Origin of the sequence: Lysobacter sp. TAF61 (assembly GCF_052113485.1) — a bacterium.
GTDB lineage: Bacteria > Pseudomonadota > Gammaproteobacteria > Xanthomonadales > Xanthomonadaceae > Lysobacter_J.
This window is the reverse complement of the sequence record NZ_JBFRDH010000003.1, coordinates 140,672-160,974: the sequence shown is the minus strand read 5'-3', so window position 1 is coordinate 160,974 and position 20,303 is coordinate 140,672. Positions and strand designations below refer to the sequence as shown.

Genomic DNA, 20,303 nt, shown 5'->3' with positions numbered 1-20,303 from the left:
CCTGCCTGCTCGCATCAGCCGGTCATTCCCGCGAAGGCGGGAACCCGGCGTCATTGCCCCCGCCCCATGGCCGCCGCCCCAGCCCCACCCCGTCATCCCCATCACCACCTGCGAACCCGACCGCGTTCTGGCTACACTCGAACCCCCAAGCCATCGCCGCCCATGTCAGACGAAACCGCCCTCATCGAGCTCCGCCGCCAGGCCCACCACGGTTCGCCGCAGGCGCTTTACCAGCTGGCGACGGCTCTGGTGCTGCGGCACGAGCTGGAAGAGGCATTCGTGCTGCACCAGCGCGCCGCGGAAGCCGGCCTGGCCAATGCCCAGATCGAATGCGCGCGCATGCTGCTGTACGGCGTCGGCTGCGAGGCCGATGCCCAGATCGCCAGCGCCTGGTTGCTGCGCGCCGAGCATGCCGGCAGCCCGATCGCCAGCTACTTCCTGGCACTGGTCGCCCTCGGCGGCTTCGCCCTGCCGCGCGACGGCCGCATCAACGAGCGCCTGATGCGCGCGGTGCGCGCCAACTATCCGCCGGCACTGCGGGCAGCGGCCATCCATTTCGGCCGCAAGCCTGATCCGGCCGACCAGACCCGCTGCATCCAGATGCTGGAACTGGCCGCCGGCCACGGCGATGCGGTCGCGGCGCGACTGCTCGCCGAGCGACTGGCGCGCGGCGAAGGCTGTGCGCGCCAGCCATTTGCAGCGCGCGACATCTGGTCGCAGCTTTCAGCCGTTGGCGTCGGCCCGATGCCCGAGATCGCCGTGCCCGAGTACCGCGCCGAAGGCACCACTTCCGGCGCGATGTCGATGGAGGAAGCGCTGTATCCGGTGACCCTGCGCCGGCAGTCGTTGCGGCCACGGGTGATGACCTGCGACAACCTGCTCAGCGCCGACGAATGCCGCCTGCTGGTGGCCAACGCCGAGTCGCGCCTGCGCCGTTCGCAGACGGTGGACCCCGAGACCGGCCTGCCGCTGCCGATGCAGATCCGCACCAGCAGCGATGCCGCCCTCGACCCGATCCTCGAAGACGTGTCGCTGCGCTGCGTGCAGTTGCGCATGGCCAGCGCCGCCGGCGTTCCGCTGTCGCACGCCGAGCACCTGACGGTGTTGCGCTACGAACCCGGCCAGGAATACCGGCCTCACCGCGACTACCGCCCGCCCGGATCGATCGAGCGCGACTGCCCGCAGGCCGGCAACCGGATGCGCACCATCTGCGTCTATCTGAATGAAGTCGAAGCCGGCGGCGAAACCGAGTTCCCGCTGTCGGGCCTGAAAGTCGCGCCGCGCCCCGGCCGCGCGGTGGTCTTCGACAACCTCCACGCCGACGGCTCGCCCGACGTGGATTCCCTGCACGCCGGCCTTCCGGTGCAGCGCGGCGTGAAGTGGCTGGCCACCCTGTGGCTGCGGCAGGCGCCCTACCGCAATTTCTGAACAGGCATCGCGGGTCACGGGCCGATTTTGCCGGTCCTGTCGCGTACGTATGCGTATCCGTCGATTGCATTAGACTGTCGCGCCTGTGGTGAGGGGTGTTCCCCGGCCACGGAGGCGAATCCTTCTAGATTCAACTACTTACACATCACAGTTGGCGGCTGGCGCGACGCGCGCATCCTGACGCCAGCAGCGGAGCACCCGATGATTTTCGAAACTCTGGACACTTTCGGCCACGAGCAGGTCGTGTTTTGCCACAACAAGGACGCGGGCCTGAAGGCCATCATCGCGATCCACAACACCGTGCTCGGTCCGGCCCTGGGTGGCACCCGCATGTGGCCGTACAAGACCGAGCAGGACGCGCTCAATGACGTGCTGCGCCTGTCGCGCGGCATGACCTACAAGAACGCGGTCGCCGGCCTGAACATCGGCGGCGGCAAGGCCGTGATCATCGGCGACCCGGCTGCCGACAAGTCCGAGGCGCTGTTCCGCGCGTTCGGCCAGTTCGTCGAGGCGCTGGGCGGCCGTTACATCACCGCCGAGGACGTCGGCATCGACGTCAACGACATGGAATACGTCTACCGCGAAACCGAGTACGTCACCGGCGTGCACCAGGTCCACGGCGGTTCGGGCGACCCGTCGCCGTTCACCGCCTACGGCACCCTGCAGGGCCTGATGGCGACGCTCAACAAGCGTTTCGGCGATGAGGAAGTCGGCAAGTATTCCTACGCCGTGCAGGGCCTTGGCCATGTCGGCATGGAATTCGTGAAGCTGCTCAAGGAGCGCGGCGCGAAGATCTTCGTCACCGACATCAACAAGGGCCTGGTCGACAAGGCCGTGTCCGAGTACGGCGCCGAAGCCGTTGGCCTGGACGAGATCTACGACGTGCCGGCCGACGTGTACTCGCCGTGCGCCCTGGGTGGCACGGTCAACGAGAACACCCTGCCGCGCCTGAAGATGAAGGTCATCTGCGGCGCCGCCAACAACCAGCTGGCCAACAACGCCATCGGCGACGAAGTGTCCAAGCGCGGCATCCTGTACGCACCGGACTATGCGGTGAATGCCGGCGGCGTGATGAACGTGGCGCTGGAACTCGACGGTTACAACCGCGAGCGCGCCATGCGCATGATGCGCACGATCTATCACAACCTCGCGCGCATCTTCGAGATCGCCGAGCGTGATGCGATCCCGACCTACCGCGCCGCCGACCGCCTGGCCGAAGAGCGCATCAGCGCCATCGGCAAGCTGAAGCTGCCGCTGGGCCGCAGCGCTCCGCGCTTCCAGGGCAGGATCCGCGGCGGGCATTGATTACCTGTCTGCGACAGGCAATCCCCAAAGGTTGCTAGCGCAAACCATGGGCCCCAGCCTTCGCTGCCGATTCCCTGCCGCTGCCGAGGCGCCCCCGCTACCAAAGGGGGTTGTTGCTCCGGCAATTGCACGGATCCGGTGAGTTGGCTGGAAAAGTATTGAGAACGCCCGGCCCCGCCGGGCGTTTCTTTTTGTGCCGAGCCCGCTCCCTCGCCGTTTCAGAGCATTCTCAACGCCGTCTTCCCCGGGCCGGGAACAAGCTGACTGCCCCCAATCGCGCAGACGCCACCATGGTCAGGTTCCTGACAATCGCCGCCCTTTCCCTGGCCCTCACGGCCGCCGTCCAGGCCGCCGACAGCAAGCTCGATTACGACCACCAGGAGCAATGGAAGGCTGCCCGCGACACCGCACAGTCGCCGATCGACATCGTCACCGCCGATGCCCTGCCGGCCGGCAAGGACGAACCGGCGGCATTGCAGTTCGACCACTTGCGCGCCCCGGCCGAGGTCGTCGACAACGGCCACGCCGTCGAGGTCGAAACGAATACGACGCAAGCCACCATACGGGGGCGTCACTTCACCCTCGCGCAGTTCCATTTCCATGCCCGCAGCGAGCACACGCTCGATGGCCGTCACTTCCCGCTGGAGGGGCATTTCGTCTTCAAGGCCCAGGACGGGCGCCTGGCCGTCGTCGCCGTGATGTACGACAGCGGCGCGGCCAATGCCCAGGTCCAGGCACTGCTGGATGACCTTTCGCACAAGACCGGGCATCCCGGATCGGATGAAATCGATATCAATGGCCTGCTGCCGGCGAAGCGCGGCTACTACCACTACCTGGGCTCGCTGACCACGCCTCCGCTGACCGAAAACGTCGAGTGGTATGTTTTGCCCGCCCCGGTGACAATGTCGCAACGGCAGATCGACGGTTTCGTCGCGCACTACCGCCACAACAATCGCAATCTCCAGCCGCGCAACGGGCGGCCATTGATCCACTACGAGGGCTGACATGCGCAGTTTTTCACTGGGTGACGATCTCGACGCACTGCGCGATGCAGTCCGCCGCTTCGCCGACGTCGAGATCGCACCGCGCGCCGCCAGCATCGACGAGGACAACTGGTTCCCGCAGGACCTGTGGCCGAAGTTCGGCGAGCTTGGCCTGCTCGGCATGACCGTCCCGGCCGAGTACGGCGGCAGCGAGATGGGCTACCTGGCCCATCTGGTGGCGATGGAGGAGATCTCGCGCGCATCGGGTTCGGTTGGCTTGAGCTATGGCGCGCACTCCAACCTGTGCGTGAGCAACCTCTACGCCAACGGCAACGAAGACCAGCGCCGCAAGTACCTGCCGAAACTGTGCAGCGGTGAATGGAAGGGCGCGCTGGCGATGAGCGAACCTGGCGCCGGCTCCGACGTCGTCGGCTCGATGAGCTGCCGCGCCGAGCGCAAGGGCGATGTCTGGGTCGCCAACGGCAACAAGATGTGGATCACCAACGGCCCCGAGGCCGACGTGCTGATCGTCTACATGCGCACCGCCGGCAAGGATGCAGGCAGCCAGTGCATGACTGCGTTCATCGTCGAAAAGGGCATGAAGGGTTTCTCCACCGCGCAGAAGCTCGACAAGCTCGGCATGCGCGGCTCCAACACCTGCGAGCTGGTGTTCGAGGATTGCGAGATCCCGCACGAGAACGTGCTCGGCGAAGTGCACAAGGGCGTCAAGGTGCTCATGCGCGGGCTCAACACCGAACGCCTGGTGCTCACCGGCGGCCCGATCGGCCTGATGCAGGCCGCGCTCGACATCGCCCTGCCCTACGTGCGCGAGCGCAAGCAGTTCAACGCCGCCATCGGTACGTTCGGCCTGATGCAGGGCAAGATCGCCGACATGTACACCGCGCTGCAGTCGAGCCGCGCGTTCGCCTACCAGGTCGCACGCGACTTCGACGCCGGCCGCAGCAGCCGCGTCGATGCCGCCTCATGCCTGCTGCACGCCTCCGAAGCGGCGGTGCAGGTCGCGCTGGAAGGCATCCAGGCGCTCGGCGGAAACGGCTACATCAACGAGTTCCCGGCCGGCCGCATTCTGCGCGACGCCAAGCTCTACGCCATCGGCGCCGGCACCAACGAGATCCGCCGCATGCTGATCGGCCGCGAGCTGTTCAACGACAAGCATTGAACCACTGCCCTCCCCGGCAATCCGGGGAGGGAATGACGCTGCTCACCAGCCCATGGACCACGTGGCCATGGCGCGCGTCCAGGTCTGGTCCTGCAGGCGCTGGGTGTCGAGGTCGAAGGCAATGCGCCCGGCGTGGCGGAACTGCGTACCCAGACTCAGGCCGAGCACGCCGACATCGCGGTCTGCCGCTTCGCCGACGATCGGCGACCACACATCCAGCGCGGTGAATCGCGCGTCGATGTCGCCACCGGAGTGCGACAACAGGTGTTGCCACTCGGCGCGCCCTTCCAGGCTCCAAAGCGACGCACCGGCCCGCCAGTCGTAGGCGAAGCGCGCGCCGAGCAGGCCTTGCCCCAGGGTCATGGTCGATGCCGTCGTACTCAGCCCGAAGCCGGCCGCGCCCTGCTCGCTGAAACCGTCGCGATCGAGCTGCAATGACTGCACGCCGACATACGGCGTGATGCGCGCGCGACCGACCGACAGCGGCAGGCCCGCCTGCAGGCCGAGGTTGGCATAGCGCTGCGCGTAGTCGGCATCGACCCGGAACGCATCGGCGCCCAGCAGGATGTCGCGCTGCGTCCAGCGCTGCATGCGACCCAGCGCGACGCTACCCAGCAGATAGCCGCGACCGAGGTCATAGGCACCGTACAGTTGCGCCTCGGCCTGGCGGTTGTGCTCGCGGTCCGAGCGCAGCTCGTGATGCGCGTAACCCTCGGTCTCCGACAGCGCCATGCCCACGGTCAGGCGCTCGCCGAGACGCCGGTCCTGGCCGAGCATCCAGCCATCGGCATCGATGTCGAACCGCGACATTGCCCGCTGCGCCTGCAGGTCGTTGCTCCACGTGCCCGCCACCGGCGCGGACTGCAACGCGTCCACGCGCGATTCCAGCGCGCGCCGGTTGCCTTCGATCACCATCAGCGCGAACGCGGTGTCGGCGCCGTGCAGCTCGCCGGAAAGACTGGACAGTGACTGCTCCACCGCGGCCGCAGTGGTCGCACCTTGGATGAGCCCGGCGCCGGCAACGAAATCGGGCGCGGCATCGCCCTGCACCTTCCCGTCATCGATGGCGTCGAACGCGCCCTCCACGCGCTGCGCGCTGGCCACGCTCGTCGGGCTGAAGCCCATGGACTGCGCCGCCGCGGTGACGTCGAGTCGGGTGATGTCGAGCCAGACCTGCTGCGTGTCGTAACCCAGTGTCGCGGTCAGCAGCACGTTGGGTTGTGCGGTCAGGCTGTCGAACTGGCCATTGATCGCGCCGGCATTGAGGAACACCTCGCGGTTGCTGCGGACGTACCCCGACAACACACCGAGCACGTTGACGTTGCCGGCGAGGCTGGCGGTGCCGCCGACACTGAGCCGGGCGCCGACCATCAACGCGAGGTGGGCGGCGCTGCTTTGCTGGTAGTTCCCGGTGATCGCCGATGAGCCCGAGTCCATCAACAATGTGCCCTGGTTGACCACGCTGTTGCCGACGCTGGCGCCGCTGGACGTCGTGCCGCTGCCGATCGCCAATGTGCCGGCTGCACTCACCGTCACCGGCGAGACGATGCCACTGCCGATGCGTAACCGGCCGCCCTGGACGACGGTGGCGCCGGTGTAGCTGCCCGAACCGTTCAACACCAGCTCGCCTGTGCCCTGCTTGACCAGCCCACCGCTGCCGGAGATCGCATTCGACCAGGTCGAGGCGGCACCGTCGAAAGCGACCGTGACAGTGCCCCAGTTCAACTGTGCCGGTCCGCCGAGCGCCTTGCCGACATCGAGCAGACCGTAGCCGAACGTCGCATCCACCCCGGCCGTGCCCAGGTCCCTGGCGGTGCCGAGCAGGGTCTGCCGTACCAGGTCATTGTTGAAATACGGGAACTTCTGCCACACCAGCGCCGCGGCGCCCGACACCTGCGGCGCCGCCAGCGACGTGCCCTTCCAGCTCCAGTAGGTCGGGTTGGTCGGAGTGTCCTTGCTGCCGGTCACCACCACCGTGCCCGGCGCGGCAAGGCAATAGTTCATGGCCACGCCGCAGGCATTGGCGTACACCGCGCCGTTGCTGCCGATATCGAGCTGCTGCACGTTGTCGGGGTTGATCGCCGTGACCGCCAGCCAGCCGACTTCCAGATCGGCCGCCGTCATGACGCCGCCGGTCCCGAGCTGGCTCGGCAGGGAGGCGATGCTCGATGGGTTCGCACTGGCTTCGTTGCCGGTGGCAAACACCACCAGGCCGCCATTGCCATGGACGAAAGGACGGTACTCGTCGGCGATCTGCGTCGTGGCGGCGGGGTTCGTCCAGTAGACACCGCCCCAGGAATTGTTCATCACCCGCACGCCGCGGTTGATGAGGTCCTGGTGGATCGCTTTCAGGCCGAGCGCGCCATCGATCTGGCTGCCCTGGCCGGAACCGTCGTCGGCCGGCTCCTTGTCTTCGAGGATGCGCGCCGAAACGATTTCCGCGCCCGGTGCAATGCCACCGGGCCAGGCGCCGAACGCACTGCCCGCCATGATCTGCGACACCGCGGTGCCGTGTTCGACGACATCGTCGACCAGCAGGTTGTTGGGTGGCGACGTCACGTAGGTCAGGTTGGCAACCACGCGCGGCGACAGCGCCGGGTGGCTACGCACCACGCCGCTGTCGACCACGCCGATGCGCACGCCGGCACCGGTTATGCCGCTGTTGCGGGTGGCCAGCGCGTCGGTCACCGACAGATGCTTGGAGAAGTCCGGGTTGGCCGCGAACACCACCGGCGGAGTGGGCGGTGGCGGCGGCGGCGCGCTTGGCGTCGCCGGCGGCGGTGTCGAACGCACGTTGCCGCCGCCCCCGCCACCACCGCAGGCGACCACGGCCAGGGCTGCGACACACAGCAGGGCGGCGCGCAGCGCGGTGACAAGTCCCTCTTCGCGATAGTGCATGTCGGCTTCGGCCTCGGAGGTGGCGCGTCGCTCCCCAGCGAATCCGGCGCATCCAGATGGCCCGTTTTAATCCAACGTGCCGCCCGCCACAATCGGACGAAGTCGCAAGTACCGGCGCCCGGCCAGCGGTTGGCCGGCCACTCCCGGGTCCGCAGCGAGCCCCCCGCCTGGCTTAACGGCCCCACCCATCGGGCAGTTTGCGGCGGTGCAGCACGCCGCCGCATAATCCGGGGGTTCCAGCCGCCGCGCTGGCCTGATTTGTCCCGGAGTTCCCCATGAGCGACGTCGTCATCGTCGGTGCCAAGCGCACCGCCATCGGTTCCTTCCTCGGCCAGTTCACCGGCGTGCCCACCCCCGTGCTGGGCACGGCCGCCATTACCGGCGCTCTCGAACACGCCGGCGTCGCCGCCGACCAGGTCGACGAAGTGATCATGGGTTGCGTCCTGCCGGCCGGCCTCGGCCAGGCGCCGGCGCGCCAGGCCGCGCTCGCCGCGGGCCTGCCGACCTCGGCCGGCGCGACCACGATCAACAAGGTCTGCGGCTCGGGCATGAAGGCGATCATGCTGGCCACCGACCTGATCAAGGCCGGCTCGGCCAGTGTCGTCGTTGCCGGCGGCATGGAGTCGATGACCAACGCCCCGCACCTGCTCAACAATTCGCGCACCGGCATCCGCTACGGCAGCGCAGAGTTCCTCGACCACATGGCCTACGACGGCCTGACCAGCCCGTACGACGGCAAGGCCATGGGCGTGTTCGGCGACATGGCCTGCGAGAAGTACGGCTTCGACCGCGAATCGCTCGACGCCTTCTCGACCGAAAGCGCACGCCGCGCCCAGGCCGCCGTGGCCGGTGGCGCTTTCAAGGACGAAATCGTTCCGGTGACCGTCAAGGGCCGCAAGGGCGAGGTCGTGATCGACGGCGACGAAGAGCCGGGCAAGATCGACCTGGCGAAGATCCCGACCCTGCGCGCAGCCTTCGGCAAGGAAGGCGTCCTGACCGCCGCATCGTCGTCGAAGATTTCCGACGGCGCCGCCGCAACGGTGCTGATGAGCGCCGAGGAAGCCGGCAAGCGCGGCCTCAAGCCGCTGGCCCGGATCGTCGCCCATGCCGGCCATGCCCAGGCGCCGGAGTGGTTCACCACCGCACCGGTGAAAGCGATTTCAAACGTGCTGGCCAAGGCCGGCTGGGACGTCGCCGACGTCGATCTTTTCGAGGTCAATGAGGCATTTGCCTGCGTGGCGATGGCGCCGATGAAGGACCTGGGCATCCCCCACGAAAAGCTGAACGTCAACGGTGGCGCGGTTGCGCTGGGGCACCCGATCGGTGCCAGCGGAGCCCGCCTGGTCGTGACCCTGGTGCATGCGCTGCGTTCACGCGGCGTCAAGCGCGGCGTCGCTTCCCTGTGCATCGGCGGTGGCGAGGCGACCGCGATTGCTGTAGAACTGCTATAAGACGTTAAAAACGTATTACTTAAAAAAAACCGGACAAGCCGCTTGACACGCGTCACCGGCTTGTCATCATGTTATAGACGCGCAACTGCGCGTTGCCTAACTAAACGACGAGGATATAAACCATGACTTTCAACAAGGCGCTGCTCGCCCTGGCTATGGGCCTGGCCCTGGCTGCTTGCTCGAACCAGAAGCAGGCTGACGAAGCTGCCACGGACGCCGCCGCCGCTTCGACCGAAGCCGCTGCTGCTGCCGACACCGCTGCTGCCACCGGCGACGCCGCTGCTGCTGACGCTGCCCAGGCCGCTGCTGACACCGCTGCTCAGGCTGCTGACGCCGCCGCTGCTTCGGCCGACGCTACCGCCGCTGCAACCGCTCCGGCCGCTGCCGACGCTGCTGCTGACGCCGCTGGCCAGGCTGCTGACGCCGCCACCCAGGCTGCTGACGCTGCCGGCCAGGCTGCTGACGCTGCCAAGGAAGAAGTGAAGAAGTAATCACTTCGGGCAGGCAACTGCCCGAGTGTCTACTCTCACAGGAAGAGCCGCCGGGATTCCCGGCGGCTTTTTCCGTAGAGAGACCCTCGAACGAATGGTTCGCGACAGGGTCTAAGCAAGTGGTCTGAAAACGACATTACGAAGCAAGACGAAGCGAAGACGAAGCAAGCTCCAAAGCGGTCAGTGAACGATCGGACTGGCCTGGCCGGATCGCTGTGAGCGCCGGCGTTGCCTGATCTGGTTGATAGCGACTTTTCTACCTGGCAGTTCTCAGACAACCTCTCGGAGAGACTCATGAACACCAAGCTCTATGTAGCCCTGGCCGCCGCCGTTCTGGCCCTGTCGGCCTGCCAGAAGACCGAAACCGCGCAAACCGAAGCCGCCGAAGCCGCCAACGCTGCCGCCGACAAGGCCAGCGACGCCGCCTCCAACGCCGCTGACGCCGCGTCCACCGCCGCCAACGAAAGCGCCGAAGCCGCCGCTGCCGCCACCGATGCCGCCGCCGCACAGGCCGGTGCCGCCATGGACAAGGCTGCCGACTCCACCGCTGCCGCTGCCTCCAACGCCGCTGCCGGCGCCGCCGCTGCAACCTCCGACGCCGCCCAGGCCACGGCCGATGCAGCGCAGAAGGTTGCCGACAAGGCCGACAAGGCCGCGGAAGAAGCGAAGAAGAAGTAACCCTGGAATTACTTGCGGAGCTTTCCGCATCGAGTGTCGAAAGGCCCGCGCAAGCGGGCCTTTCTTTTTGCCTCGACACCGGCAGGTGCGATGCCGACCATGCGATTGGCCCCACACCGGCCTTTGTGGTCTCATGCCGCATCCTTCGCACCCATTGCATCGATGCCCGCCCTGACTTCCAACATCGATCCGCGCTCGCAGGACTTCCTCGACAACGTCGCCTATCACCGCGCCCTGGTCGACGAGCTCGATGCCCGCCTCGCCCGCGCGGCCGAAGGCGGTGGCGACAAGGCCCGGGCCCGCCACACCGAACGCGGCAAGCTGCTTGCGCGCGATCGCGTCACCGCACTGCTCGACCCGGGTTCACCCTTCCTCGAGATCGCCCCGCTCGCCGCCGAAGGCATGTACGAAGGCGCGGCACCGGCCGCAGGCATGGTCTGCGGCATCGGCCGGGTGATGGGACAGGAAGTGGTGATCGTCGCCAACGACGCCACGGTCAAGGGCGGCACCTACTTCCCGATGACGGTGAAGAAGCACCTGCGTGCGCAGGAAATCGCGCGCGAGAACCACCTGCCCTGCGTCTACCTCGTCGACTCCGGTGGCGCGTTCCTGCCGCTGCAGGACGAGGTGTTTCCGGACAAGGAACATTTCGGCCGCATCTTCTACAACCAGGCGCGGCTGAGCGCGGAGAACATCCCGCAGGTCGCTGTGGTGATGGGCTCATGCACGGCCGGCGGCGCCTACGTGCCGGCGATGTGCGACGAGTCGATCATCGTGCGCGAACAGGGCACGATCTTCCTCGGCGGCCCGCCGCTGGTGAAGGCCGCGACCGGCGAGATCGTCGATGCCGAAGCGCTCGGCGGCGCCGACGTGCACACCAGTGTTTCCGGCGTGGCCGACCACCTCGCCGAGGACGACCGCCACGCGCTGCAGATCGCGCGCGACATCGTCGCCACGTTCAACCGGCGCAAGACATTGCCCGTCGCGGTGCAGGCCGCGCGCGAGCCGCTGTATCCGTCCAGCGAGCTGTACGGCATCGTGCCCAAGGACACGCGCCGCCCGTTCGACATCCGCGAGGTGATCGCCCGCGTCGTCGACGGCAGCGACTTCCAGGAATTCAAGGCGCGCTACGGCAAGACCCTCGTCACCGGTTTCGCGCACCTGCACGGTTACCCGGTCGGCATCGTCGCCAACAACGGCATCCTGTTCGCCGAGAGCGCACTCAAGGGGGCGCACTTCATCGAACTGTGCAACCAGCGCGGCATCCCGCTGGTGTTCCTGCAGAACATCACCGGCTTCATGGTCGGTCGCAAGTACGAGAACGCCGGCATCGCCAAGGACGGGGCGAAGATGGTCACCGCGGTCGCCTGTTCGCACGTACCCAAGTTCACCGTCGTGATCGGCGGCAGTTTCGGCGCCGGCAACTACGCCATGTGCGGCCGCTCCTACGGCGCGCGCTTCCTGTGGATGTGGCCGAACGCGCGCATCTCGGTGATGGGCGGCGAGCAGGCAGCCAGCGTGCTGGCAACGGTCAGGCGCGATGGCATCGAAGCCGCCGGCAAGATCTGGACGGCGGACGAGGAAGAAGCCTTCAAGGCGCCGATCCGCGACCAGTACGAAAGCCAGGGCAATCCCTACTACGCCACGGCCCGGCTCTGGGACGACGGCATCATCGATCCGGCCGACACCCGTCGCGTGCTCGGCCTGGGCCTGTCGGCGAGCCTCAATGCACCGATTGAGGAGCGCACGCGCTTCGGCGTGTTCCGCATGTAAGGCGTTTGCGCTGCATTGCCGCGCAGGCCAATTCAGACAGGTGATCCTCAGATAAACGGTTGGCACACCGTGATGATTGGGTGAGGCGCGTCACACCGATGATGGGTAACGGCCAGTAGCCTCGACTGGTTGCACTTCAATCCTTCATTACGTTCCGCCCAACATCAGGAAGTCCGTGCCATGGCGATATTCAATTCCCCCCCGTCGTCCACCCCCAAGCGCGAGAACCTGCCGCCGAACCAGCCGGGTCAACCGGAATCCGCACTTGGCAAAGAGCCGGACGTGCGCAATGAAATCTCGTTCGGGTCCACCCCCGCTCCCAAGCCCGCTGCCGCACCGGCGCCGCGCCCGGCCGAGCGCGAGGGCAAGGAATCGCTGATCGCGGCCGATCTGTCGATCGAAGGCAAGATCCAGGGCGCGGGCCACATCCGCATCGCCGGCCGCTTCAAGGGTGACGTGCAGGTCGAAGGCGACCTGACGGTCGAAGTCGGCGCAAAGGTCACCGGCGGCGTGCGGGCGCGCAAGGTCGTCATCGCAGGTGAGCTCGAAGGCAACATCGAATCGGCTACGCGCGTCGAGCTGCTCGAAGGTGGCGTGGTCGTCGGCGACGTCAAGGCCGGCACGGTCACAGTCGCGGCTGGTGCGCGCATGCGTGGCCAGGTCGAGTTCGGCTGGGACGAGAAGGAACTGGCCAAGGCCAACGGCAAGTCCGACAAGGCTGACAAGGCCGACTTCAACAAGGCGGAGGCGAGCACCGCCGCATGAGTGCTGTTCGCCCCGGTACACCCGGCGCGACGCGCATCTGCCCGCACTGCAAGACGAAGATCCTGGACAGCGCCACGGTCTGTCCATCGTGCCGGCACCACCTGCGCTTCGACCCCGATGCAGTGGAGTCCGCCAAACAGCGGTCGGTGCCACTGCGCGTGGAAGGAACGATCAAGCCACCGCCCGGCGACAACGCGCTGGAATACTCGGTGGTGCTGACCATCCGCAATGACGAGGGCGTCGAGATCGATCGCCAGGTCATGGGGGTTGGCGCGCTCTTCGCTGGCGAAGAGCGCTCCTTCACCCTGGAAGTCGAAGCGGTGGAGATCAAGGGCTATCGAGCCGGACGTGGACGCGGCCGCCACTGAGGCGGCTGCGTTCCCTCATTCGTCATTCCGGCGAACGCCGGAACGACGACGATGATGACGGGACGCCGGGATGACGGCGAGACAGTCGTCAGTGCTTGCGCGGTGGCGTCGGGCCGCAGTTGTCACAGCCGCCGCAGCTGGGGTCGGCCAGGCCTGCTGGGGGTGCAATGCGACGGCCCAGCGTGCGTAGCCACGCTGGGCGGCCGTCGCGCACCATCGGCACTGCCAGCGCGATGCGCATGCGCCGCACCGCATTGGGGAACTGCCGGCGCGCGACGAAACCCGCGCTGACCAGCACCGCCACCGCGATCACCAGATACTGCGCGAGCAGTCCGGCATCCATGCTCAGCCTGCGCCCAGCGCCACGGCGGCCTGGTAGGTCAGCATCGACGCCAGGTACGCCAGCGCGAACAGATAACCGGCACTGATCGCCACCTGCTTCCACGAATTGGTCTCGCGCTTGATCGTCGCCAGCGTCGAAATGCACTGCGGCGCATAGATGAACCACACCAGCAGCGACAGCGCCGTGGCGAGCGACCAGCCACTGCTGATCAACGGCGTCAGCGCCTGGGTGGCGGCATCGTCATTGGCGGCCGACAACGCATAGACCGTGGCCAGCGACGACACCACGACTTCGCGCGCGGCCATGCCCGGAATCAGCGCGATGCAGATCTGCCAGTTGAAACCCAGCGGCGCGAACACCGCCGTCATGGCGTGGCCGATGCGGCCGGCAAAACTGTAGTCGATGGCAGGGCCGGTGGCGCCAACCGGCGCGCCCGGGAACGACAGCAGGAACCACAGCAGGATGGTCAACGCCAGGATGATGCCGCCGACGCGGCGCAGGAAGATCCAGGCGCGCTCCCACAGACCGATCAACAGATCGCGCGGATGCGGAATGCGGTACGACGGCAGCTCGAGCAGCAGCGCGTGCTCGCTCTTGTCGCGTCGCCACTTCTTCATCACCCACGACACCGCCAGCGCACTGAGGATTCCGGCCGCATACAGGCCGAACAGCACCAGCCCCTGCTGGTTGAGGAAACCGAACACCTTCTTCTGCGGAATGAACGCACCGATCAGCAGCGCATACACCGGCAGCCGCGCCGAGCAGGTCATCAGCGGCGATACCAGGATGGTGGCCAGGCGGTCACGCGGGTCCTGGATCGAGCGCGTGGCCATGATCCCCGGCACGGCGCAGGCGAAGCTCGACAGCAACGGAATGAACGAACGCCCCGACAGACCCGCCGACGCCATCATCCGGTCGAGCAGGAATGCCGCACGCGGCAGATAGCCCGACTCCTCGAGCGCGAGGATGAAAGCGAACAGGATCAGGATCTGCGGCAGGAACACGATCACGCTGCCCAGGCCGGCGATGATGCCGTCGACCAGCAGGCTGCGCAGCGGTCCCTCGGGCAGCAATGCGCCCACCATGTCGCCGAAAGCCGCGGTGCCGAGCTCGATCAGGTCCATCAGCGGCGTCGCCCAGGCATAGACCGCCTGGAAGATCAGGAACATCACCACCGCCAGCGACACCAGCCCCAGCACCGGGTGCAGCAGCCAGCGGTCCAGAGCATCGTCGATCTCGGCGGTGCGGCGCGGCATCGCCACCGCCAGTTCGAGCAGGCGCCGGGTTTCGGCGTGCAGCGCATCGGCATCGTCGGCCAGGTTCGCTGGCAGGTGCGCGCGCGGCTCGTGCAGTTTGTCGGCGACCTGGTCGAGCATCGCCACCAGCTCGCGCGCGCCGCCGCTGCGCACGGCGACGGTCGGCACCACCGGCACGCCGAGCTCGCGCTCGAGCACGGCCAGGTCGATGTCGATACCGCGACGCTTGGCCGCGTCCATCATGTTGACCGCCACCACCATCGGCCGGCCCAGCTCGCGCACTTCGAGGGCGAAGCGCAGGTGCAGGCGCAGGTTGGTCGCATCGACCACGCACACCAGCACGTCCGGCGCCGGTTCGCCCGGATAGAAGCCGCGGCACAGGTCGCGCGTCACCGCCTCGTCGAGGCTGGCTGCGTGCAGGCTGTACGCGCCAGGCAGATCGAGCACGGCGTAGTGGCGCCCGGACGGCGCGTGGAAGCGGCCTTCCTTGCGCTCGACGGTGACGCCGGCGTAGTTGGCGACTTTCTGGCGGCTGCCGGTGAGCTGGTTGAACAGCGCGGTCTTGCCGCAGTTGGGATTGCCGACCAGGGCGATGCGAAGGGTGTCGGCGCTCATGCCTGGCCCTCGTCGTGGTCGAAACCGTTGATGCGCTTGCCGTTGGTGCTCTTTGCGCCGTCGGCCGCGTGCACGCGCACGCGCGCCGCCTCGCTGCGACGAAGCGCGAAGCGGGTGAAGCCGATCTGCACCAGCAACGGCTCGGCCGCCACAGGACCGGCCGCCATCACCTCGACGCGCTCGCCGCTCACGAATCCGAGCTCGCGCAGGCGGCGCGCGATCGAATCGTTGGGCGTGTGGTCTTCGACGCTTTCAACGGTGGCGGCAGTACGGCGGGGCAATTCGGACAGCTTCAAGGTTCACCTGCAAGCCGGCCCGGACGGGTGAAAACGGGCCAGGCGCCAAATGGGAATTGTTCTCAATTCTACACCACCGCCCGCGAACGCACGGCACCGGCGGGCCAGCAGCTATGATTCGCCACAGTCCAACAAGCCGCCGGCCGATGACCCATCCCCTGTTGAGCCTGCGCGAAGGGGCCGTCGCCCGCCTGCGCCTGAACCGCCCGGAGCTGCACAACGCCTTCGATGCGATGGTGATCGCGGCGTTGACCGGGGCGCTGGAAGCGGTCGCCGCCGATGACAGCGTGCGCGTGGTCGTGATCGAGGGCGAAGGCGCCTCGTTCTCTGCCGGTGCCGACCTCAACTGGATGCGCGGCATGGCCGCCGCCGGCGAAGCCGAGAACCGCGCCGATGCGCTCGCCCTCGCCCGCCTGATGCGCGCCCTGGACGAACTGCCCAAGCCGACCATCGCCCGCGTGCACGGCGCCGCGTTTGGCGGTGGCGTCGGCCTGGTCGCCTGCTGCGATATCGCCATCGCCGCGCCCGAGGCGAAGTTCGGGCTGACCGAGAGCAAGCTGGGCCTGCTGCCGGCGGTGATCTCGCCCTACGTGATCGAAGCCATCGGCCCCCGCCAGGCGCGGCGCTGGTTCGCCACCGCCGAAATCTTCGATGCCGCCGTGGCCCTGCAGATCGGCCTGGTCCACCAGGTCGTCGCCGCCGCCGAACTGGACCAGGCGGTCCAGCGCCAGATCGACCTGCTGCTCAAGGCCGGCCCGGTGGCCTCGGCCACGGCCAAGGCGCTGATCCGGCGCGTCGCCGGCGAGCACGACCGCGACCGGCTCGACGCGGACAATGCCGCCCTCATCGCCGGTCTGCGAGTATCGGCCGAAGGACAGGAGGGCCTGGGCGCCTTCCTCGACAAGCGCAAACCGCGCTGGAACCCCTAAGCCCTCCCCTTCAAGGGGAGGGTTGGGAGGGGATGGGTTAGAGGCCCATCTGCAACACCAGGCTCAAGGAGGAGCCAACACATGGAAGGTCAGACAAACAGGCGAATCTCGCGGGAGCGACGACCGCGCAAGTTGCGCAACGATTCCACCGATGCCGAGCGTCATCTCTGGCGGTACTTGAGGAATCGACAACTGCAGGGCTGCAAGTTCAGGAGGCAGCATCCATTCGGCGACTACATACTGGATTTCGCGTGTCTCGAACGCCGATTGGCCATCGAACTCGACGGAGCCCAGCACACCGACAAGGCGGCCTACGACCGGGTGCGGACTCGGCGGCTGGAACAAGCGGGATTCGTGGTACTGAGGTTCTGGAACAACGAAGTATTCGAGAATGCCGAGGGTGTGGTTGAGGTGATTCTGGATGCGCTCAGGCGGCTCGAACCCATCCCCTCCCAACCCTCCCCTTTGAAGGGGAGGGCTTCAATCAGGAGTGTTGTAGTGATCGGCCATATGCAGACGCGGCTCAACCCATCCCCTCCCAACCCTCCCCTTGAAGGGGAGGGCTAAGCCATGTTCGACAAGATCCTGATAGCCAACCGCGGCGAGATTGCCTGTCGCGTCATCCGCACCTGCCGGCGCCTGGGCATTGCCACCGTCGCGGTCTACTCGCAGGCCGATGCCGATGCCCAGCATGTGCGCCTGGCCGACGAGGCGTGGCCGATTGGTGGGCCGCGCCCGAACGAAAGCTACCTGCGTGGCGACGCGATCCTGGAAGTGGCGCGCAAGTCAGGCGCGCAGGCAATCCATCCCGGCTACGGCTTCCTCAGCGAGAACGCCGAGTTCGCCGATGCGGTCGAAGCGGCCGGCATTGCCTTCATCGGGCCCAAGGCGGCCTCGATGCGCAAGATGGGCAGCAAGGCCGGCGCCAAGGAACTGATGCAGGCCGCCGGCGTGCCGGTCGTGCCGGGTTACACCGGTGAGGACCAGGCGCCCGACCTGCTCCAGCGCGAAGCCGACGCGATCGGTTACCCGCTGATGATCAAGGCCGCCCACGGCGGCGGCGGCAAGGGCATGCGCATCGTCCGCAACAGCGGCGAGTTCGCCGCCAACCTGGAGAGCTGCCAGCGCGAAGCGCGCAATGCCTTTGGTCGCGATCGGGTGTTGCTGGAGCGCTACGTCGAGCGCCCGCGCCACATCGAGATCCAGATCTTCGGCGACAGCCAGGGCCAGGCCATCCATCTCAACGAGCGCGAGTGCTCGGCGCAGCGCCGCTACCAGAAAGTGCTCGAGGAGTCGCCCTCGCCTTTCCTCTCGCCGGAACTGCGCCAGGCGATGGGCGCGGCGGCGGTGATGGCCGCGCGCGCGATCGACTACGTCAACGCCGGCACCGTCGAGTTCATCGTCGGGCAGGACGGCGACTTCTACTTCATGGAGATCAACACGCGCTTGCAGGTCGAGCATCCTGTCACCGAGTTCGTCACCGGACTGGACCTGGTCGAATGGCAGCTGCGCGTCGCCGCCGGTGAAGCGCTACCGCTGGCGCAGGAGCAGATCCCCCAGCAAGGCCACGCCATCGAAGTGCGCCTGTACGCCGAGGACCCCGATGCCGGCTTCCTGCCCGGTTCCGGGCGCCTGGAGCGGCTGCGACTGCCGGCGACGGACGAACACGTGCGCATCGATTCGGGCGTGATCGAAGGCGACACGGTGACGATCTTCTACGACCCGATGATCGCCAAGCTCATCGTCCACGACGCCGACCGGCCGCGCGCGCTCGCGCGCCTGCGCACGGCGCTGGCGCAGTGCGACATCGCCGGGCCGAAGTCCAACATCGAATTCCTCGAGCGCCTCGTGCGCCATCCCTCGATCGTCGAGGGCAGCATCGATACCGGCTACCTGGACCGTCATCTCGACGAGTTCATCCAGGCGGGCAACGACGGCACCGTCGACGAAGCCGGCCAGGACCTGCTGCTGGCCGCGGCAACCAGCCAGTTGCTGGCCCAGGAGCGACAGACCCGCGAGCTGGCGGGCGCCTCGGCCGACCCGAGCTCGCCGTGGGCCATTGCCGACGGCTGGCGGCTGGGGCACGGCAGCCGCCGCAGCCTGGCCTTCCTGCAGGGTGAACGCCGCCTCGAACTGCATGCCCAGGGCAGCGAAGGCAGCTACCGGATCGAGCACCAGGACCGCATCCATACCGTCGAAGGCGCCCGTAACGAGGCCGACGACGCCCTCAGCCTGCGTATTGACGGACGCGGCCGCCGCTTTACGTTGGTAACGGGTGCAGGGGCCATGGCTGCCGGGGGCTCGATGTCGGCCCCGACGGACCTGACCGCGCAAGGTGCGCAGCGCATCGTCGTCCATGACGGCGGGCGTCGACTCCGTCTTCAGGCGGTGCCGATGTATCGTCCCGAGCGCAGCAGCGTCGCAGGCGCCGGGAACCAGTTGCTGGCGCCGATGCCCGGGCGGGTGGTGGTGGTCAAGGCGGCGCCGGGCGACACGGTCGAAGCGGGACAGGAGCTGATGGTGATCGAGGCGATGAAGATGGAGCTGAGCCTGAAGGCGCCGCGAGCGGGCACGGTCGCAGAAGTGCGCGCGGCCGCCGGCGACTTCGTCGAGGCCGACTCGATCCTGGTGGCGTTGGCGCCATGAAGCGCTCGGTCCGCATCGTCGAAGTCGGTCCGCGCGACGGATTGCAGAACGAAAAGACCATGGTCTCCACGGCCGACAAGATCGAACTGATCGACCGGCTGTCGGCGACCGGCCTGCGCAGCATCGAGGCGACCAGTTTCGTCAGCCCCAAGTGGGTGCCGCAGCTGGCCGATGCCACCGAAGTGCTGGCCGGCATCCACCGCCGTGCCGGCGTGCGTTATCCGGTGCTGGTGCCCAACGAGCAGGGCTATGCCCGCGCCCGCAGCGCAGGCGCCGACGAGATCGCGGTGTTCACCGCCGCGTCCGAGGAATTCAATCGCCGCAACATCAACGCCGGCATCGACGAGTCGCTGCAGCGCTTCGCGCCGGTGATGGAGCGTGCGCGCGCCGATGGCGTGGCCGTGCGTGGCTATGTCTCCACTGTGCTCGGCTGCCCGTACCAGGGCGAGGTACCATTGGCCGACGTGGTGCGCGTGGCGCGTGCGCTGCACGAGATGGGCTGCTACGAGGTGTCGCTCGGCGACACGATAGGGGTTGGCACGCCCGGCAAGGCGCGGGCGATGCTGCTCGCCGTCGCCCAGGAAGTGCCGGTCGCGGCGCTCGCGGTGCACTTCCACGACACCTACGGCCAGGCGCTGGCCAACATCCTGGCGTGCCTGGAAGAAGGCGTGTCGGTGGTCGATTCCGCCGTCTCCGGCACCGGCGGTTGCCCCTATGCGAAGGGCGCCAGCGGCAACGTCGCCAGCGAGGATGTCGTCTACATGCTGCACGGGCTCGGCATCGAGACCGGCGTCGACCTGCCCGCGCTGGCGGAAACAGGACGCTGGCTCGCCGCCCTGCTCGGCCGCGAGACCGGCAGCAAGGCCGGCAAGGCGCTCGCAGCCTCATGACGGCCAAG

Annotated in this window: 18 protein-coding genes; 14 read left to right on the top strand and 4 right to left on the bottom strand. The window is 67.5% G+C overall.

From position 1 onward, the window contains the following. Nucleotides 1–162 precede the first annotated feature (162 nt). The 4 genes from AB4Y64_RS08340 (at nt 163) to AB4Y64_RS08325 (ending at nt 4,896) form a co-directional block, all read left to right on the top strand. Nucleotides 163–1,428, top strand: a complete 1,266-nt coding sequence (locus AB4Y64_RS08340; RefSeq protein WP_441815986.1) for a 2OG-Fe(II) oxygenase — start codon at nt 163–165, stop codon at nt 1,426–1,428. Nucleotides 1,429–1,629: 201 nt separating this feature from the next. After that, nucleotides 1,630–2,733: a Glu/Leu/Phe/Val dehydrogenase dimerization domain-containing protein gene (locus AB4Y64_RS08335; protein ID WP_441815985.1), complete on the top strand. Its 1,104-nt coding sequence runs from the start codon at nt 1,630–1,632 to the stop codon at nt 2,731–2,733. A gap of 290 nt (nt 2,734–3,023) precedes the next feature. Next, nucleotides 3,024–3,737, top strand: coding sequence for a carbonic anhydrase (locus tag AB4Y64_RS08330; RefSeq protein ID WP_441815984.1), 714 nt, complete (start codon nt 3,024–3,026; stop codon nt 3,735–3,737). A 1-nt stretch (nt 3,738) separates the two neighbouring features. Continuing rightward, a complete protein-coding gene (locus AB4Y64_RS08325; RefSeq protein ID WP_441815983.1) occupies nt 3,739–4,896 on the top strand; it encodes an isovaleryl-CoA dehydrogenase in 1,158 nt (385 codons plus the stop codon). A 42-nt stretch (nt 4,897–4,938) separates the two neighbouring features. Here the strand turns inward: AB4Y64_RS08325 and AB4Y64_RS08320 are convergent, their stop codons facing one another. Further along, nucleotides 4,939–7,794 (bottom strand): S8 family serine peptidase, encoded by a 2,856-nt coding sequence (locus AB4Y64_RS08320; protein WP_441815982.1) that lies wholly within the window; start codon nt 7,792–7,794, stop codon nt 4,939–4,941. A 275-nt stretch (nt 7,795–8,069) separates the two neighbouring features. Between AB4Y64_RS08320 and AB4Y64_RS08315 the strand changes: the two genes are divergently transcribed. The 6 genes from AB4Y64_RS08315 (at nt 8,070) to AB4Y64_RS08290 (ending at nt 13,320) form a co-directional block, all read left to right on the top strand. Continuing rightward, nucleotides 8,070–9,245, top strand: coding sequence for a thiolase family protein (locus tag AB4Y64_RS08315; RefSeq protein WP_441815981.1), 1,176 nt, complete (start codon nt 8,070–8,072; stop codon nt 9,243–9,245). Between the two features lie 122 nt (nt 9,246–9,367). Continuing rightward, nucleotides 9,368–9,736 (top strand): hypothetical protein, encoded by a 369-nt coding sequence (locus AB4Y64_RS08310; RefSeq protein ID WP_441815980.1) that lies wholly within the window; start codon nt 9,368–9,370, stop codon nt 9,734–9,736. 294 nt (nt 9,737–10,030) lie between these two features. Next, on the top strand, nt 10,031–10,414 hold the full coding sequence (locus AB4Y64_RS08305; protein ID WP_441815979.1) for a hypothetical protein: 384 nt from the start codon (nt 10,031–10,033) through the stop codon (nt 10,412–10,414). A 162-nt stretch (nt 10,415–10,576) separates the two neighbouring features. Continuing rightward, nucleotides 10,577–12,187 carry a carboxyl transferase domain-containing protein gene (locus AB4Y64_RS08300; RefSeq protein WP_441815978.1) on the top strand — a complete coding sequence of 537 codons (1,611 nt, stop codon included), beginning with the start codon at nt 10,577–10,579 and terminating at the stop codon, nt 12,185–12,187. A gap of 180 nt (nt 12,188–12,367) precedes the next feature. Further along, nucleotides 12,368–12,952: a bactofilin family protein gene (locus AB4Y64_RS08295; RefSeq protein ID WP_441815977.1), complete on the top strand. Its 585-nt coding sequence runs from the start codon at nt 12,368–12,370 to the stop codon at nt 12,950–12,952. After that, nucleotides 12,949–13,320 (top strand): hypothetical protein, encoded by a 372-nt coding sequence (locus AB4Y64_RS08290; RefSeq protein WP_441815976.1) that lies wholly within the window; start codon nt 12,949–12,951, stop codon nt 13,318–13,320. Before AB4Y64_RS08295 ends, AB4Y64_RS08290 begins: the two co-directional genes overlap by 4 nt. Nucleotides 13,321–13,408: 88 nt before the next feature. Here the strand turns inward: AB4Y64_RS08290 and AB4Y64_RS08285 are convergent, their stop codons facing one another. From AB4Y64_RS08285 to AB4Y64_RS08275, 3 genes are read right to left on the bottom strand one after another with little or no spacing between them, the layout of a single operon-like run. Then, nucleotides 13,409–13,663 carry a DUF6587 family protein gene (locus tag AB4Y64_RS08285; RefSeq protein ID WP_441815975.1) on the bottom strand — a complete coding sequence of 85 codons (255 nt, stop codon included), beginning with the start codon at nt 13,661–13,663 and terminating at the stop codon, nt 13,409–13,411. Nucleotides 13,664–13,665: 2 nt separating this feature from the next. Next, on the bottom strand, nt 13,666–15,534 hold the full coding sequence (gene feoB, locus AB4Y64_RS08280) for a ferrous iron transport protein B (protein ID WP_441815974.1): 1,869 nt from the start codon (nt 15,532–15,534) through the stop codon (nt 13,666–13,668). Beyond that, complete coding sequence (locus tag AB4Y64_RS08275) at nt 15,531–15,830, bottom strand: FeoA family protein (RefSeq protein ID WP_441815973.1); 300 nt, start codon at nt 15,828–15,830, stop codon at nt 15,531–15,533. Before AB4Y64_RS08275 ends, feoB begins: the two co-directional genes overlap by 4 nt. Nucleotides 15,831–15,976: 146 nt before the next feature. Here AB4Y64_RS08275 and AB4Y64_RS08270 point away from each other — a divergent pair, with 146 nt between their 5' ends. The 4 genes from AB4Y64_RS08270 to AB4Y64_RS08255 all read left to right on the top strand — a co-directional run bounded on the left by AB4Y64_RS08270 (nt 15,977) and on the right by AB4Y64_RS08255 (nt 20,295). After that, a complete protein-coding gene (locus AB4Y64_RS08270) occupies nt 15,977–16,759 on the top strand; it encodes an enoyl-CoA hydratase-related protein (RefSeq protein ID WP_441815972.1) in 783 nt (260 codons plus the stop codon). Between the two features lie 81 nt (nt 16,760–16,840). Beyond that, nucleotides 16,841–17,326: an endonuclease domain-containing protein gene (locus AB4Y64_RS08265; RefSeq protein ID WP_441815971.1), complete on the top strand. Its 486-nt coding sequence runs from the start codon at nt 16,841–16,843 to the stop codon at nt 17,324–17,326. A 3-nt stretch (nt 17,327–17,329) separates the two neighbouring features. Beyond that, nucleotides 17,330–19,405: an acetyl/propionyl/methylcrotonyl-CoA carboxylase subunit alpha gene (locus tag AB4Y64_RS08260; RefSeq protein ID WP_441815970.1), complete on the top strand. Its 2,076-nt coding sequence runs from the start codon at nt 17,330–17,332 to the stop codon at nt 19,403–19,405. Then, entirely contained in the window at nt 19,402–20,295 is an 894-nt protein-coding gene (locus AB4Y64_RS08255) for a hydroxymethylglutaryl-CoA lyase (RefSeq protein WP_441815969.1), read from the top strand. Before AB4Y64_RS08260 ends, AB4Y64_RS08255 begins: the two co-directional genes overlap by 4 nt. The last annotated feature ends 8 nt before the right edge of the window (nt 20,296–20,303 follow it).

Excerpts from the sequence above, each read along its gene's own strand:
- AB4Y64_RS08310 (WP_441815980.1), top strand. The coding sequence starts at position 9,368 with ATGACTTTCAACAAGGCGCTGCTCGCCCTGGCTATGGGCCTGGCCCTG.
- AB4Y64_RS08330 (WP_441815984.1), top strand. The coding sequence starts at position 3,024 with ATGGTCAGGTTCCTGACAATCGCCGCCCTTTCCCTGGCCCTCACGGCC.
- AB4Y64_RS08305 (WP_441815979.1), top strand. The coding sequence starts at position 10,031 with ATGAACACCAAGCTCTATGTAGCCCTGGCCGCCGCCGTTCTGGCCCTG.
- AB4Y64_RS08340 (WP_441815986.1), top strand. The coding sequence starts at position 163 with ATGTCAGACGAAACCGCCCTCATCGAGCTCCGCCGCCAGGCCCACCAC.
- AB4Y64_RS08295 (WP_441815977.1), top strand. The coding sequence starts at position 12,368 with ATGGCGATATTCAATTCCCCCCCGTCGTCCACCCCCAAGCGCGAGAAC.
- AB4Y64_RS08315 (WP_441815981.1), top strand. The coding sequence starts at position 8,070 with ATGAGCGACGTCGTCATCGTCGGTGCCAAGCGCACCGCCATCGGTTCC.
- AB4Y64_RS08290 (WP_441815976.1), top strand. The coding sequence starts at position 12,949 with ATGAGTGCTGTTCGCCCCGGTACACCCGGCGCGACGCGCATCTGCCCG.
- AB4Y64_RS08300 (WP_441815978.1), top strand. The coding sequence starts at position 10,577 with ATGCCCGCCCTGACTTCCAACATCGATCCGCGCTCGCAGGACTTCCTC.
- AB4Y64_RS08320 (WP_441815982.1), bottom strand. The coding sequence starts at position 7,794 with ATGCACTATCGCGAAGAGGGACTTGTCACCGCGCTGCGCGCCGCCCTG.
- AB4Y64_RS08285 (WP_441815975.1), bottom strand. The coding sequence starts at position 13,663 with ATGGATGCCGGACTGCTCGCGCAGTATCTGGTGATCGCGGTGGCGGTG.
- AB4Y64_RS08255 (WP_441815969.1), top strand. The coding sequence starts at position 19,402 with ATGAAGCGCTCGGTCCGCATCGTCGAAGTCGGTCCGCGCGACGGATTG.
- feoB (WP_441815974.1), bottom strand. The coding sequence starts at position 15,534 with ATGAGCGCCGACACCCTTCGCATCGCCCTGGTCGGCAATCCCAACTGC.
- AB4Y64_RS08325 (WP_441815983.1), top strand. The coding sequence starts at position 3,739 with ATGCGCAGTTTTTCACTGGGTGACGATCTCGACGCACTGCGCGATGCA.
- AB4Y64_RS08270 (WP_441815972.1), top strand. The coding sequence starts at position 15,977 with ATGACCCATCCCCTGTTGAGCCTGCGCGAAGGGGCCGTCGCCCGCCTG.
- AB4Y64_RS08335 (WP_441815985.1), top strand. The coding sequence starts at position 1,630 with ATGATTTTCGAAACTCTGGACACTTTCGGCCACGAGCAGGTCGTGTTT.
- AB4Y64_RS08265 (WP_441815971.1), top strand. The coding sequence starts at position 16,841 with ATGGAAGGTCAGACAAACAGGCGAATCTCGCGGGAGCGACGACCGCGC.
- AB4Y64_RS08260 (WP_441815970.1), top strand. The coding sequence starts at position 17,330 with ATGTTCGACAAGATCCTGATAGCCAACCGCGGCGAGATTGCCTGTCGC.